We start from the raw sequence: 14,880 nt of genomic DNA on the forward strand, positions 1-14,880 counted from the left end.
GCCTTTCTAATCACAATATAGCGCATACAACAATTCCTACTATCACTCCGAGAATTGCACCAATGACAACCTGAGAAGGAGTATGCCCTACAAACTCCTTAAGCTGAACATCTGTGGGCTGTTTTCCCAACTCCTCAAAATATTCCATCATATTGTTAATAGCTATTGCCTGTTTACCGGTTTCTCTTCTTACTCCCATGGCATCATGCATAACTATAATTGCAAATATTAGTGCTATAGCAAATTCAGGACTTTGGCCACCACATACATTTGCGACTGCTGTAACAGTAGCCATAACAGTTGCAGAATGTGAACTGGGCATACCACCATCCCCAAACAGTCTCTCAAGCACAAATTCCTTATTTACCACAACATATAAGATAGTCTTCAATATCTGAGCAGAAATCCACCCCCAAGCCGCTGCTATCAAAATAATATTATTGCTTATCTGATTCCAAAATATATGCATATCTCAATCCCATCATATTTACTTTATATCGTCTGTGTGTCTGCACTTCGTTCAACATTCAAAAAATATATACTATTATCAAAACACACCGAGTTATTATATTACTAAATAAAAAATCAATCAAACTGATATATCCGCAGTATCAATTTAGGTTTCTTCCGCCAGAGATTTCTTCTTACATTTTTATACAAACAAATATCAGAAAAAACTCTGCACTTCTACAATTCCTCGTTCTTAAGAAGGTATGCCTTCTCAACATCGAATGCAAAAAGGCGATAGAAGATCACGTTCATAACTTCTCCTATTTCAATAGGTCTACGCTCAAGGGAGCGATGAGCCGTTAGTATTACACCAAAATCCAAACACAGATAAAAGCATACATATAGCACATATGAAAAAAGCATAACCATATGGAATAAAAGGTCCTTCTCCAGTATATTCTACTTTTAAGGAAAGATCATCAACATAGCTCTCTTCTCCCAAGGTCAGACTGCCCTCATATGAATCAATGTAGTAATTATCTCCGGTATAGAACATTATATTTGTTCCATCCATTGCTTTTTTCTTTATTTCAAGCCGGTATTTACTTTTCTCGGGAAAAGGCACTACATCGCCAATATCAAGTTTTAGCTTTCCCTTCTTTATATCTCCAGAATTAAAATCTTTTTCGTATATAACACTGCCAGATTCATCATATAGAGTTACCGCATAGTCTGCGGTCTCTCCCTCCGCTTCTGCCCTTATTGTTAATTTGTTAAAAACATCATCACAATAAAAGGTTTGGCTTAGCATGTTATGATCGTCCACCTCAATAGAAATCACGTCATCACTTCTTGAGTATGTATCACCATTAATCCTGTTGTACGTATACTTGGAATTTGAAGTCAATATTATGAAAAATGCCACGGACAAAACTCCAATGACAACACCGCCAAATGCCCTCACAAAACGGTTATTAGTTACCCTCTTAACTCCAGGAATTCTGTCTATTCCATCAGCAGAGACAATAGCCATGAGAAGCAGCAGTGAGTCCGCATAATCCCCCTTAACTTCCCACAGCAGATAAAAGAGCATCTCTCCAAACAAGGTTATGATAAAAAGGCTGCTCCTTCTGTCAGCTTCTCCAAAGTCCTTTATACAGAAGACCGCGTACAAGAACATACCAAAAACTAGCATTATCCTGTAAATATAAGCAAAGAATTCTCCAACATCTCCCCTCAGTATTTCAAATATCTCTCCGGTATAAGCACCTGAATACGCTCTTGAAACCACTGAAGGGAATGCATCTGAGAAGGTTATCCTGAGCTTATTTGCAAAAAGCTTTGCTATCCCTAAGGCTCCAAGCCTTTTATAATTATATATGATTCCTTCAACGTAGATTTTTGACTTTTCCTCCTTGTTCTTTCCAAAAAGCCTAGAGTAATCAAAGCCATTGTCCTCATATTCTGTTTTAACACTTCCATCACCATGCGATCCCACAAAAATCCATCTTATTGTCGGTAAATTATATTCCTGATACTCTCCAAAAATCTCTGAAATTCTGCCATTTATACCCTTAATACCCGCAAAGGATATAACCATGACACCCAATGCAAAAAGGATGCGCACTGAGTTTCTTTTCTTATCTAACACTTTTTTATCAGCCGTAAGCAGATCAAGTGTCCTGATCATCACATAAGCTATTACAGGAAATACAGCAGTAAGTCTTATTTGGAAACCAATAATTATCAGCACACTTAAAACCAGGCACAGTATTGTCCTCTTTATACTATTTTCTTCGTGATAAAGTTTTAGAAGCACATAGAATATCCCCATTAGTAATGGCACACTCATGGACGAACTATACACCCAAAATGCAAGATAATAATATATTGGATTCAAAACAATAAGAGTTAATACTTTATTTGCTTTTTTATGACCTGACAACTCATAAGCGCACAAAAACGCAAAAACAATACCTGCAAAAAGAAGGAAATAATTTATAAGCCAAAGATACCCTAAAATATTGGAGATTCCGATATGCTCCCCAAGAACTGCTAGTTCTTTCAACACCAGAATAAGAAAATAATTGTTCGGATACATTCTAAGCCATTTGACGTGAGCGTTTGTCTCAGTTAGAACATTGTCCTTTAAAAACCAACCCGTATCAATATCAGTCAAACTGTCCGAATTTGGTCTATAATCGATACACGCAAAAAGCCAGATAGAAATTACAAACTGAATCAAAATCAGTATAGCCGTAACCACTATCTGCCTATTTTTTGAAAGTCTATCAATTATTCCAAACCACTTCTTAACAGCAAAAATAAAGCATACGGAAAAAATTATACAAAGCGCATACAAAAAAGGTGTATATCTCTTATTCACAAAAGTCAGCTCTGACAAATTATAAACTATTCCACGCATAACTATAGCTGACATAAATGCTACCAGAAACATAATGATTTTTTCCGGTATAGAAATATAACTCCCCTTTTTATCCATATATATTCACCTTATATATCCAATCTTTCCAAACATAAAAGGATTATAGCCTCCTTTTTTCCTATGTAAAGCTAAGAATTTTAATGCCCCTATAGCAGTAATATCGTTTGCACAAAAAATAGCTGTTGGCTTTGCTTCAGCTTCAAGCAATGTCTTCATGGCTTCAAAGCCTTCTTTTTCCGTCTGATTCGTCTCTATTACATAACTAGGAACAAGATCAAAATTACTCTCCGTCAGAGCATCTGAAAATCCCTGATTATCTCCAGCTCCGGATTGTTCACCATCATGAAATGCTGAATGGCTGATGTTCCGGTTTTAGGTGTTCCAATATGTAAATAAAGTGTTGACACTTATTCTCTCCATTTCCTTTTTGAATACATCAAAAAATTTATTTTACTTTTACAGTTATCTTCTTCTCCACACCATTATAGGTTTTGACCGTGATGGTTGTAGTTCCCTTCTTCTTAGCTGTTATAAGACCTGTCTTTGATACTTTTGCAATCTTTTTGGAGGCAGAAGAATAGGTATAAGTACTGCAGGCCGTGTTGACCTTGGGGTTAAGCTGATAGGTCTGCCCCTTCTTTAAAGTGATCTTCTTTTTTACATTCTTTATCTTGGTCGGAGCTTTCTTGACAGTAACATCAGTTGTAACATTGACCTGTCCGCTTCCGCAGGTCCATGAAGCGCTGATAGTACTCTTTCCCTTTTTCTTTGTCTTTACCTTTTCAGAAGAAGTTACCTTAAGTACCTTCTTCTTGCTGGATGAATAGGACGGTGTGATCCTTGAGCTTAAATCATTGGTATAGACTGCAAACTTATCCTTCTTAAGGTTCTTGGTTTCTCCCAGTCCCAGATTATAACCCGGAACTATGCTTGAACCGTTGCAGTTTGATCCGTCTTCTACATATATTCCAAATGCACAGTCCCTTGTCAAAATATTTCCGCTCATATCATAGACAGAGCTTTCGCCGCGAACCGCAATGCTTGACAGAGTTTCCTGTGAAAATGTATTTCCTGATATAAGGCTTGCCTCTGAACCTGTCTGCATGAGTATACCGTGATTTCCACATGAAATACTGTTGCCCGATACATTTACGCCTCTTATGTATGCAGCACATATTCCGGCATAGATATTATCGTTTTCATAGGTACCCCAGTCGCTATATCCTACTATGTTATTACCTGAAACAGTAAATCCGGTGGGCTTATAAGTTCCTTTTACATACTTTTCTCCGCTGTCCTGACTGTTATAGCCTCTGAGCATTAAAGAAGTGTATACTCCACCGCTTCTGTCAGCTCCGCCAACAACGATCGTATTTCCGGTAATTGAAAAATCAGCATTGTATGAAAGCGCTGAAGGATTCTCATCTTCCTCCTCAGGGTAATCAGTATACCAATAGTACATAGTAGTGTTGACACCTTGTCCTACATTGGTCATGACATTGTCTTGTACGGAAGCCCCCTTCCACATGGCAGCCATGATTGCAAATCCTTTAATATCCTCAAAAGTATTGTTGTGGACATATATGTTTTTCTGATAGAACTTTCCAAGAAGAGTTATATGGCTTCCGAACCCTCTCTGAAGGTTTCTGAAGGTGCAGCATGAGACCTCAACATTTTTGCAACAAGTATCATCATACTTAGGATCCTTACCATAAGTAAATGCTCCCTCATGAAATGCATCTATCTGAAATGCCTCTAGTTCATCGCTTGGGTGTCTTGAATTCTGAAAGACACACCCCATAACCTTAACATCTTTACATCCCGCTATCTCAAGCATATGTGAAGCAGCATTATCTTCAAATGTTACATTCTCAAGTGTAAGCCCTGTCATATGACCAAGTCTGACCATTGCATGAGTAGACCCTTCACCATCAAAGCATCCACCTATAATGGTTACGTTCTTATAATCACTATATCCACCTTCTCCTCCAACATCACCATTTTTCTTCTTGAATTCAAGCATTACTTTATTGCCATTATTAACAATTGTTGCTCCATCCATACTAATTGTTATATTATTCCATATCCTAAGTCCATTTCCTTCTCCATCGTTTACAAGATAATATCTTCCGGGTGGAATTATTACCTTAAATGACAATGCATTGTTTAAATTATATTTTTTATATGCATCATTAAGAGCAGCTTGAACAAATCCACTAAAATCACCGGAAAGCTCACTCCTGCCCGTAAGATTATAAGTGACAACATTTCCGTTCTGCGCCTCTGGTACTACATATGAATTTAATGTTGTTACCGCAAACAATGAAAAAGAATCCGTATCAAAATCCAAAGTGATAGAATCTATATAAGAAGCCTCTTCGCCTCCAGATGCAAGAACAGTCGTCTCTTCAAGCGGAATTATAAGCTGACCCGTTTCAGGATCCACATTGCTCTCATCAACAAAAACTTCTTTTTCTTCATCTACAGGAACCGGAATATCTGATTCTTCCGTTGTCTTTTCAGTATCTATTTCGCTTATCTCAGTCTTTGTACCATTTTCTTCATGAATATGGGTCATGTGCACTTCTGCACTGGTATCAAGCTCGGAAAGCTCATACCAGTCATCCTCGGACAGAACTATTGATACATGAACTTCTCCGTCCTTTGGCTGTATTTCATTTCCATCTGCATCAAATAAAGAGATATCAAAAACCGTAGTATCCAGAATTGTCTTATCTGTCTTATCCTGCAGGGTTTCTTCATAATCTGCAGCTTCATCATCTGATAAAAGTCTGATCTTAACATCAGCATCTTCCGGAATGATATTCTCCTTTGCAGAAAGCTCGATATGATAACCTTCTACATCTTCTTCATAGAAAAATGCAGCACTCTCTAAGGACTCTTTTTTATCTGAAGCTTCTTTATCTAAAACTTCTTCCTTTACCGCATCTTCTGTTGAGGCATTATCTATGTTCTCATTAGTATCTGATGCTTCGGTATTTTCTCCGTTTTCATCTTCCGTCTGAATTTCTTCCTGCAAATTATCGCCTTCCGAAGTTTCATCCGTTTTTTCTTCTGAGGATTCTTCTGCATCTTCTTTATTCTCATCATCTGAATCAGAATCTTCTACTGATCCGGAGTTTTCAGCATTATCGCCATTCTCTGAAGTTTCACCAGCATCCTCTTCTTTGTTCCCATCGTTATTATCATCATGAGAAGCATCTCCTGATACGCCTTCTGAAGAATTTCCTTTTCCTGCATCAGTATTGGTATTTTCCAAATCACCTGATACTCCGTCACCTGCTTCATTACCAGCAGTATCCTCTGAAAGCGCAGTATTTTCACTCTGCTCAGCAAGCGCTTCTGCCTTTACGTCAGTTCCAAACGATCCCGACACTACTGCTATTGCCAGCATCATAGATAAAACTTTCTTTTTCATAAAACTCCTCTTTAATAATGTTACTAATACTTTTTAATACCTCAATAGTATATTTTCCCAAAAATAGAGCAAGGAGTCAAATAAACTCCTTGCTCTATAATAAATTCATATATAAGATTTTTATTTTCTTACCTTGTTGCCCTTAATACTTTTCTTCTTAGCATTATCGCAGAAGATTGCGCTATCCTTTGCCACCTTAGTGGACACTATATTATTCTTAATTGTAGTCTTACCGAATTTGCAGTTTCCGGTTCCACCTGATGCAACCATGATTCCGTAGCTCTTAGACTTAACAGTATTATTTTTTATAACATTTTTCCCACTTGTAAGCCCTTTGCCCTTACCGTAGAACTGCATGTGAATGCCTATTGAATAATACTTTCTGGACTTCTTACCGTTGCTAATCACGTTATTTCCTGTAACTGTTGCACCCTTAGTATTAAAAAGCATGATTCCTTCAGAAGTTTCACCTACAACTTCACAATTGGTAATTTTGATATTCTTGTGATATTTATTATAATAGGCGCTATTTTTACTTCTCACATCAAGATTTGCGCAGATTCCTCTTCCGCCGCCTTTAACAACACAATTATTTATCGTTACATTTTGGCAGCAAGTCCCGTTTTGTAAATTACTAGGCAAAAATGCTGCAAGATTTTTCGTGGCCTGATCAATTTGAATCTGTTCTTCAACGCTACTACTTTTTGAAGGCGCACTTATTGCCTCTATAGTACAACCATCAATATTAACATTTCTGCACGCAACAAGCTCTAATGCATGTCTATCGCCGCCAGCATGCTTTATTGTCATGTTCTTAAATGTAAGGTTATCAGCATATGCAAACTGAATCGAGCTCCCTTCAAACGGGTTTGCTCCTTGAGGAGCAAGCCATGTACCACCAATCATTTTAAATCCATGTACTGCTGTATAATCTCCCTTTGAATAATCTTCGTTTTTCACAAGACCTTTCTTACATATTATAGTTGCACCTGTCGCATTAATTGTTATAGCTCTATCAGAGGGTATTAAAATTGTATAGTCCAACGTGTATGTTTCACCTGATTTAAATGTTAATGTATCATACTTTCTAATAAGTTTAGCTATATAATCAGAATATCTATTTTTTTCTCTGAATTCTTCCAAAGACTTTGTTTCCCACCCAGGAGCTTTTCTAAGATCTTCTTCAGTTATCTTTTCTGCAGGAACAAGCTCAATTTCCTCAGCATTAACGCTCATTCCTCCAGTAAGCAGGATCATACAATTCAATCCTATAGCTGCTACCAAAAGTTTTAAGTGTTTTTTCGCAGAACTAAACATAAATGGTGTCCTCCTTAACTAATCAGACTTACATCAAAGATAGTTTCTAATATTCATCCCTAAGAATACTTTTTATAATCACTCTCTATCGTCAGCAGTTTATTAAATTGTATATTTCAAATCAACAAAATACAAGCATTGTCGCCTTCTTTAATAATTATTTATTCTACACTTTATACTAATTTAACACACTTTTACTTGTTTTTTTGTTGGCAAGAATTACTCGATGCCTCTTTACCATACAGATTTAATTTTTTTATATTTTCTCCTAAATTTACCAAGTATCCTATGCCTTTTATCCCACTCTTTCTCTTTTGCTTGAATCTCCATCTGCTTATATTTTTCAATCCATTCTATCCTACTTCTCTCAATAAATACTTTAGGATTTGCCACTAACGGCTTATGCACTCTTTCATTACACTCCTTTAAAGCTGAAATCAAAAAATCTGCTGATAATGAAGAAGCATGCTTAACTAATTCTGATGTAGTATCATAATCAATCTTCCCAATAGAATCGACACCTACAAAGCTATCTGCAACAATCCATCTATCTGAAACGGCAAAGCGATTCAACAAAGACTTTATCTTATCTCCTCCTCTGGCTCCACAAAAGAATTGCTTTTCAAATATAATAGAAAAGCATGTTCCATGGAAGGAATTAGTAAATATCCACTCTGCATGATTAATGTACCATAGCCATTCTTCTACACCTGCATTATAAACAACCTTAAGATTAACACCTTCTTCTAAAGCATACTTTTCATGATGTAGTTCCTCCGATAACTCAATTATCGGTAGACCCTTATCTTTCGCAAATCCAATTACCTTCTTTACAAAGGCTTCATCCATATCCTGAGCCAAATATACTAAGATATATTTGTCAAGCGTATAATCTGGTTTTATTTGTAGCTGTTCATAAAATGATCTAGGTAACAAAAAGACCGGGTCAACTACATGTCTAGCATCGATATCCATTCTGTCTTTTATATATTTCTGAAGTGAATCCTCCCTTGCAGAAACAAAATCAAAATCTCCAACCCACTCTATAAATTGCTTCTCCTGCTGTTCATTATATTTTCTTGCACCCATACTAGCAGAATAGGCTATTTTAATCTTATTATTCATGCATTTTGAAGCCAAAAAGAAGCCCTTATCAAATCCGACTTCAGTTGCTTTCCATATAACATCAGATGCACAAATATATACGTCAAACCCAGGATCTTCTTTATCCAAAAGTTCAGGAGTATAACATTTATCTGTTTTCTTGTAATAATTATTTACAAAGCCAAAAAATTTATCATACCGTTTTTCACGGTCGTAAAATAAGTCTTTCCATTTTATCAACTGTTTTCCATCAAGTTTTTCTCTCTCAACTAATGAAAATAGTGGATGCTTCACATCAAAGACTCCATAATAATTAGGCTTATACTCGATGACAGTAGAATCAATCCCATTTAACCTTAAAAATTGTTGCAGTGCAAAACTATGAATAATGCATCCATAATTTAATGTTTTAGTATGTATATTGATTGATATAATCCCTATATTCATATTAACCCTCATTTTATCGAATTAACTTTTTCACTATTTTTTTTATCAGATCAATCTTTTTTTGATTTTTAATCCATCTAATACGATTACTTATAATGTAATGCTTAGGGTTACTTATAACACTTTTATGTGCACTATTTTCAAGATTCTTAATAGTTGTCAAAAGAAAATCCGATGATTTAGTAACAGCCTCATTTACAAGAATATTTACAGCATCATAATTAATATTGGGCTTATTATAATCATCAAATTTTCCTGGCAATAACCATCTGTCACCAAGACCAAACATATCTAAAATCTCTTCTATCTTTCCGCCGCCTCTTCCACCAGCAAAAAACTGCGTATTATAGATTATCGACATGCTTGCTGCATGAAAAGAATTAGTAAACACTATTTCCGCATTATGTAAATACCATAACCATTCTTCCACTCCGGCATCATATATCACTTTATAAGGCACATCAGCTTCAAAATTCCTATGTTGTATTTCAACCGAAAGCTCTATAACACTAAGATTATGGTCTTTTCCATATTTGAGTGCCGTCTGAACAAGTTCATCATTGTTGTCCATAGCTAAGCATACTACCAAAAAACCGTTCTCCGGCGCATCTTTCGGTTTTATTTCCAGTTTTTCATAAAAGGATGCATCCATTAAAAAAACCGGATCTACTACACGGAGTACATCTAAATTAACCTTTTCCTTAATGTATTCTTTAAGTGTCTGCTGACGTACAGAAATAGCATCAAAATCACTGATCCATTTTATAAAGTCTTCCTCAGCTTTCAAATTAAAGTGCTTTGGTGACCCCTTGCTGGCAGCATAAGCAATTTTTTTCTTACCCTGCATAGATTTGCATGCCAAATAAAATCCTCTGTCAAAACCAACCTTTTGATTATATTTCCATATTACATCTGATGCGCAAATATAGCAGTCATATCCCAGATCAGTTTCATCTAATAGTTGTTGGTCGTAGCACTTCTCTGTTTTTTTATATCTTTGAGCAAATGATTGAAATTTATCGTAACGTTTTTCTCTCTCATAAAACAGCTCACGCCACTTGATTAGTCTTTCTCTTTGAGCATTTTCATCAGCAATCGGATTACTAACATATGAAAAAAGGGGATGCTTTTCATCAAAATCGCCAAAATACGCTGGCTTATACTCAATTACATCTGAATCAATATGGTTTTTATCTAAAAACTTTTGAAATGCATAACTATGAAGCATTGATCCATAGCTTAGCGTTGTAGAATGAATATTCACTGACAAAATACCAATTTTCATATTTTCCTCTCTAGACAATCACATATTGTATTTTTATTTACTGAAGCAACTCAACCAGTCTCTCCGCAGCTTTGCCATCGTTTTGCGGTAGATATCTTTCCCGGAAATTCTTAAGTATTCCCATGTCATACTCATCAACATTTTCTATTTTTTCGACAAGTTCCTTAGCATCACTTGTAATTATTTCAGGAAGCAGTTCTTCGTAATCCATATACATTTCCTGCGCCTTACCATAGGTTACTCGATCAGGTACCCATAAAAACAAAGGCTTTTCCGCAACAGTAGCAGCCATTGTCTGACTTGCATAATCACCGATAATTACATCTGCTATGCTGCAGGCTTCCAAGAGTGTGATCGGAGGGAACTTCTTCCAGTCTATTTCATCGAATCTTATTCCTGATGCTTCATCCACATCAAGAGTATTGGCATCCTGCTGATTGACACGTTGTCCAAGAATATATTTGGGATCAACTCCAAAGCCTTCCAGGTATTCAGCTATCTGCATTCTAATGCCCGGTCTTCCGTCGCAAGCCATACCAAGGCATACATATTCTCTGGCAAACTTTTCATGCATATACGTCATGATATTGTTCAGATAACCCGTCAGAGCATCTCTGTCCTTACCCATAAAGAGAACTATCTTTTTACCCTTTGCATAAGGACATACAAGCTCAAGTCTCTCTCTGGCAGCCTTTTTGTATTCCTGATCAAAGAGCATATCAAGGGTAACATTACCTATATTTACAATCTTTCCATCCTGGGAAAGGGAATAATTTGCCTCAATATATTTATTCTCTTCTTCTGCACTTCCCATTATAAGTGAGTACTCGGAATGAATAGGGAAAAGCCTGCACTCTTCTTTCTTATACCTGCTCCGTGATTCCTTGGAATTCTTCCACTTGGGATATAGAGGAAGAAGTTCAGGGCAAATCTGTATAAGCTTTGTATCCTTTCGAACATTTATCATTCTCATGATATATGGCTCACCTGCACATACTATATATTCTGCTCGTGATAGCTTCTCCATATAGTCTGCGACATTTTTTTCATTGAAAACTATATCTGAAAGGATTTCATATTTTCCTGCTTTTTTTATAGCTTTTTCAAGTGCTACAAAAACATCCCAATCAGAGCCTTCATCGGCAAGAAGTGCTATTCTTCCCTTTACAATGGGCTTTCCTGCAAATTTATCGTATGCACGGCGGCCCTTCTTCATTACCTTTTTCATCTTCTCAAGGTGAGCATCTTCATCTCGCTTGAATGTGTTAACTTCCGGTAATGTATGATAGTCTCCACTCAAAGGCTCTTCTCTTCTGTATTTTTCGATCTCATTTCCAAAGAACTGATCCATTATGCGCCTGGTTGCATGTCCATCGCAGGAACTCATAAATCTTTCTCTGAATGCCTTAACCTGATCTACATCAAATCTCTCATCGATATGTTCGATATATTCAATCATCTCAGAATTGGTGTAGCATACCGGTCCCGGTGTCAGTTCTTCGAAGTTGTAGTAGAACCCTCTCCAGTCAAAATAATTTGCCAGATCATAAGCAAAGAAAATCATCGGTTTTTCAAAGATGGAATACTCAAATATCAGAGATGAATAATCTGTAATACATATATCAGATACACATAAAAGCTCGGATATACTGAGCATTGTAGTCATATCAACAGCAAATTTACTGTATTCAACAGGAATAGACGGTCTTTGCTTTACCAAAGGATGATGCTTTATCAACATTACATATTCTTCACCGAAATGTTCATAAAATGCACCTACATCCAGCATATCAGGTGTAACAGCAAGTCTTGCACTTCCGCGGAAGGTTGGCGCATACAAAATAACCTTCTTACCCTTAGCTTCCGGCATGACATCATACAAATGTGTATATGCAGCATCAATAAATGATTGTCTGTAAAAGACATCCGTTCTGCTGATTCCGGTAGCTTTAACACATTCAGGGTGTTTTTCTTTACCCATAGCCTCTACGTACGCCCATTCAATCTCCGGGCTGCTCACGGTAACAAGGTCATACTCCGGATGAAGTCCGTATGTAGCCTTCTCTTTTTCAGTACCACCGAATATCTTATTCATAGTACTAAAGCCGAATTTCTTAAATGCGCCACAAGCATGCCATGTATTGAGGACATGTGTGCCTTTTCTTACACGAAAAGAGCCTTGTGTATCACTACTATCATTATAAATAAGATACTTAGCAGTCGCCGCATCTTTCACAAAATCTATCTGTCTTTTAAGTTCATTTTTGGGTGTCACAAATCCCTGTCTGAAAAAGTGACAGTGAATATCAAGCTCATAATTACGAACAAGCTCATTAAAGATTTCCTGATAGCTGTCTGTAAGCTCAGAAAATCTGATTTCCATGAAAATTACTTTGTCCTGTTGTATCGGCTTTAATGCATAGATGTGATATAAAACGGGAAATAATATCTTTCTTGTCAGCCACCTTTTTACCATAGCGGCTGTGCTTCTATTTAGCTCAAGGCTGCTTCTAATGATATTTTTTCCACTGACTCTTCTGTTATTAACAAAACTCATCTTTATCCTCTTGGCTTCAGCATTCAATATGCCCTATTCAAATGTTAATCAAGCTTTCTATATGCAAGTTTCAATGCTTCCGGTCTGTTTTCTCTAAGTATTGCAAGTGCTGCCTCAACTGCAGGCTCGCTCTCGCCTTCTCTTAGCATTTGCAGGAACCTTTCTGTTTCTCTCTTAGTTTCTTCTCTCATGGCTTTAGCATGTCTTTTTTCAAATGCCGCATTAAGCTCGTTCAAATCATCGCTATTTTGGGGCAGCTTACCTGTTGCAAGAAACTCCTCATAGCAATTACATAAAAACTCAGCATTGTCTCCAAATGCTATCTGATTGCCATGGTCAATCCACAGTATCTTATTACATAATTCTCTGACCTGAGTAATAGAGTGGGATACAAGAATACCGGTTATTCCTTCACTGAGGATCTGACGCATTTTATCTCCGCTCTTTTTTCTGAAGGCTCCGTCTCCTACACTTAGAACTTCGTCCAATATAAGTATATCCGGGTTAACCAGACAAGCTATGGAAAAGGCAAGTCTTGATCTCATACCACTTGAAAGAGCAGAAAACGTATAATCCTGAAACTGTTCCAGCTCAGCAAATTCAATGATCTGATCATATTTATCATCCATAAACTGACGGGTATAACCAAGCATTGCCCCTCGTAAATAGGCATTTTCTTTTACGGTCAGATCAAGGTCGAATCCACTTGATAATTCCAATAAAGCAGCTATATTTCCTCTTGTTTTTACATTTCCTTTCACAGGATCAAGAATTCCTGTGATAGCCTTAAGAAGGGTACTTTTACCTGCTCCGTTCGTTCCGACTATTCCAAGCATATCTCCTTCCTGAAGAGAAAAAGAGATGTTTTTATCAGCCCAAAACTCCTTTACCACATATTTTCCGGTAACTCTTTTAATTAAATAGTCCTTAAGACCCATGTGCTTAATGTCACCGGTTTTATATCGTATACTTACATTATTACACTCAACTACTGTCTTTCCCATTTTTTCACCTATACTCAGATATAATATATAAACTCTTTATTGTACTTCTTATATATAATGCTGCCCAAAATCAAGAAGAACAAAGCATAAAATGCAACCAGGCCATGATATTGAACTGATGGCAGCTTTCCATCGATAACTACAGTTCTAAAGTACTTAATGACAACATAAACAGGATTCAGCAAGAATAAATTTTGTATTTCCTGTGAAAATCTGTCTACCTGGTAAAAGATTGCAGATACATAAGTTAAAAGAGTTAAAAATACATCATACAAATATTGCGTGTCCTGAAAGAATACATACAGAGCTGACAATATAAGCCCTATGCCTACATTCATTATTGTAAGCATTACTATAGGATAAATCAGCGCAATCATATGGAAACCAAAATGTATTCCATCGATCATGCAAAACATGAAATATACCAAAAGTGTAAGTGAAAAATTCACCAGAGCTGACACGTTTTTCGAGAATGTAAAAAGATACTTGGGCAGGTTTATCTTATCTATTATTCTGCGGTTGCTTATAAGACTGCTCATGCTGTTTTTAGTTGCTTCCTTATAAAAGGACATGACCAGGTTACCGCTGAAAAGATATGTTGTATAGTGAGGTGTATTTCTTCCAAAAAACTCTGTAAACACAATTTTCATGACAAACAGTGTAAGTAGAGGTGACAACACACTCCATAATACTCCCAGAGAAGTTCTCTTATACTTTTGCTTGAAATCACGCTTAACAAGTTCAGCAAATAAAAACCTGTATTTTTTAAATCGACCAATCCACTTTTCTATCATCTTTCTATCCTTCATTTTCATTCAAATTGCAACGTGT

At 36.6% G+C, this 14,880-nt stretch carries 10 protein-coding genes; all 10 read right to left on the reverse strand.

From position 1 onward, the window contains the following. Positions 1 to 10: 10 nt before the first annotated feature. Positions 11 to 469, reverse strand: a complete 459-nt coding sequence (locus tag T543_RS00295; RefSeq protein WP_035764518.1) for a divergent PAP2 family protein — start codon at positions 467 to 469, stop codon at positions 11 to 13. A gap of 321 nt (positions 470 to 790) precedes the next feature. After that, complete coding sequence (locus T543_RS00300; protein WP_035764520.1) at positions 791 to 2,953, reverse strand: hypothetical protein; 2,163 nt, start codon at positions 2,951 to 2,953, stop codon at positions 791 to 793. Between the two features lie 6 nt (positions 2,954 to 2,959). Continuing rightward, positions 2,960 to 3,190 (reverse strand): substrate-binding domain-containing protein, encoded by a 231-nt coding sequence (locus tag T543_RS16095; RefSeq protein WP_330369954.1) that lies wholly within the window; start codon positions 3,188 to 3,190, stop codon positions 2,960 to 2,962. A gap of 151 nt (positions 3,191 to 3,341) precedes the next feature. Next, entirely contained in the window at positions 3,342 to 6,335 is a 2,994-nt protein-coding gene (locus T543_RS00305; RefSeq protein ID WP_035764521.1) for an Ig-like domain-containing protein, read from the reverse strand. A 120-nt stretch (positions 6,336 to 6,455) separates the two neighbouring features. Continuing rightward, complete coding sequence (locus tag T543_RS00310) at positions 6,456 to 7,652, reverse strand: right-handed parallel beta-helix repeat-containing protein (RefSeq protein ID WP_035764525.1); 1,197 nt, start codon at positions 7,650 to 7,652, stop codon at positions 6,456 to 6,458. Positions 7,653 to 7,886: 234 nt separating this feature from the next. Beyond that, positions 7,887 to 9,203 (reverse strand): polysaccharide pyruvyl transferase family protein, encoded by a 1,317-nt coding sequence (locus T543_RS00315; protein ID WP_035764527.1) that lies wholly within the window; start codon positions 9,201 to 9,203, stop codon positions 7,887 to 7,889. A 13-nt stretch (positions 9,204 to 9,216) separates the two neighbouring features. Then, the gene (locus T543_RS00320) at positions 9,217 to 10,488 is read right to left on the reverse strand and encodes a polysaccharide pyruvyl transferase family protein (protein WP_035764528.1); all 1,272 of its coding nucleotides are present in this window, start codon (positions 10,486 to 10,488) and stop codon (positions 9,217 to 9,219) included. A 37-nt stretch (positions 10,489 to 10,525) separates the two neighbouring features. Then, positions 10,526 to 13,045, reverse strand: a complete 2,520-nt coding sequence (locus tag T543_RS14870) for a CDP-glycerol glycerophosphotransferase family protein (protein WP_051638422.1) — start codon at positions 13,043 to 13,045, stop codon at positions 10,526 to 10,528. Positions 13,046 to 13,089: 44 nt separating this feature from the next. After that, the gene (locus T543_RS00330) at positions 13,090 to 14,049 is read right to left on the reverse strand and encodes an ABC transporter ATP-binding protein (protein ID WP_081829866.1); all 960 of its coding nucleotides are present in this window, start codon (positions 14,047 to 14,049) and stop codon (positions 13,090 to 13,092) included. A 14-nt stretch (positions 14,050 to 14,063) separates the two neighbouring features. Further along, entirely contained in the window at positions 14,064 to 14,843 is a 780-nt protein-coding gene (locus tag T543_RS00335) for an ABC transporter permease (RefSeq protein WP_035764529.1), read from the reverse strand. Positions 14,844 to 14,880: the final 37 nt, after the last annotated feature.

This window comes from Butyrivibrio sp. NC2002, assembly GCF_000702265.1.
Classification (GTDB): Bacteria; Bacillota; Clostridia; order Lachnospirales; family Lachnospiraceae; genus Butyrivibrio.

Coding starts and splice junctions, on each gene's coding strand:
- T543_RS00335 (WP_035764529.1), bottom strand. CDS start 14,843: ATGATAGAAAAGTGGATTGGTCGATTTAAAAAATACAGGTTTTTATTT.
- T543_RS00310 (WP_035764525.1), bottom strand. CDS start 7,652: ATGTTTAGTTCTGCGAAAAAACACTTAAAACTTTTGGTAGCAGCTATA.
- T543_RS00300 (WP_035764520.1), bottom strand. CDS start 2,953: ATGGATAAAAAGGGGAGTTATATTTCTATACCGGAAAAAATCATTATG.
- T543_RS00305 (WP_035764521.1), bottom strand. CDS start 6,335: ATGAAAAAGAAAGTTTTATCTATGATGCTGGCAATAGCAGTAGTGTCG.
- T543_RS00295 (WP_035764518.1), bottom strand. CDS start 469: ATGCATATATTTTGGAATCAGATAAGCAATAATATTATTTTGATAGCA.
- T543_RS00315 (WP_035764527.1), bottom strand. CDS start 9,203: ATGAATATAGGGATTATATCAATCAATATACATACTAAAACATTAAAT.
- T543_RS00330 (WP_081829866.1), bottom strand. CDS start 14,049: ATGGGAAAGACAGTAGTTGAGTGTAATAATGTAAGTATACGATATAAA.
- T543_RS14870 (WP_051638422.1), bottom strand. CDS start 13,045: ATGAGTTTTGTTAATAACAGAAGAGTCAGTGGAAAAAATATCATTAGA.
- T543_RS00320 (WP_035764528.1), bottom strand. CDS start 10,488: ATGAAAATTGGTATTTTGTCAGTGAATATTCATTCTACAACGCTAAGC.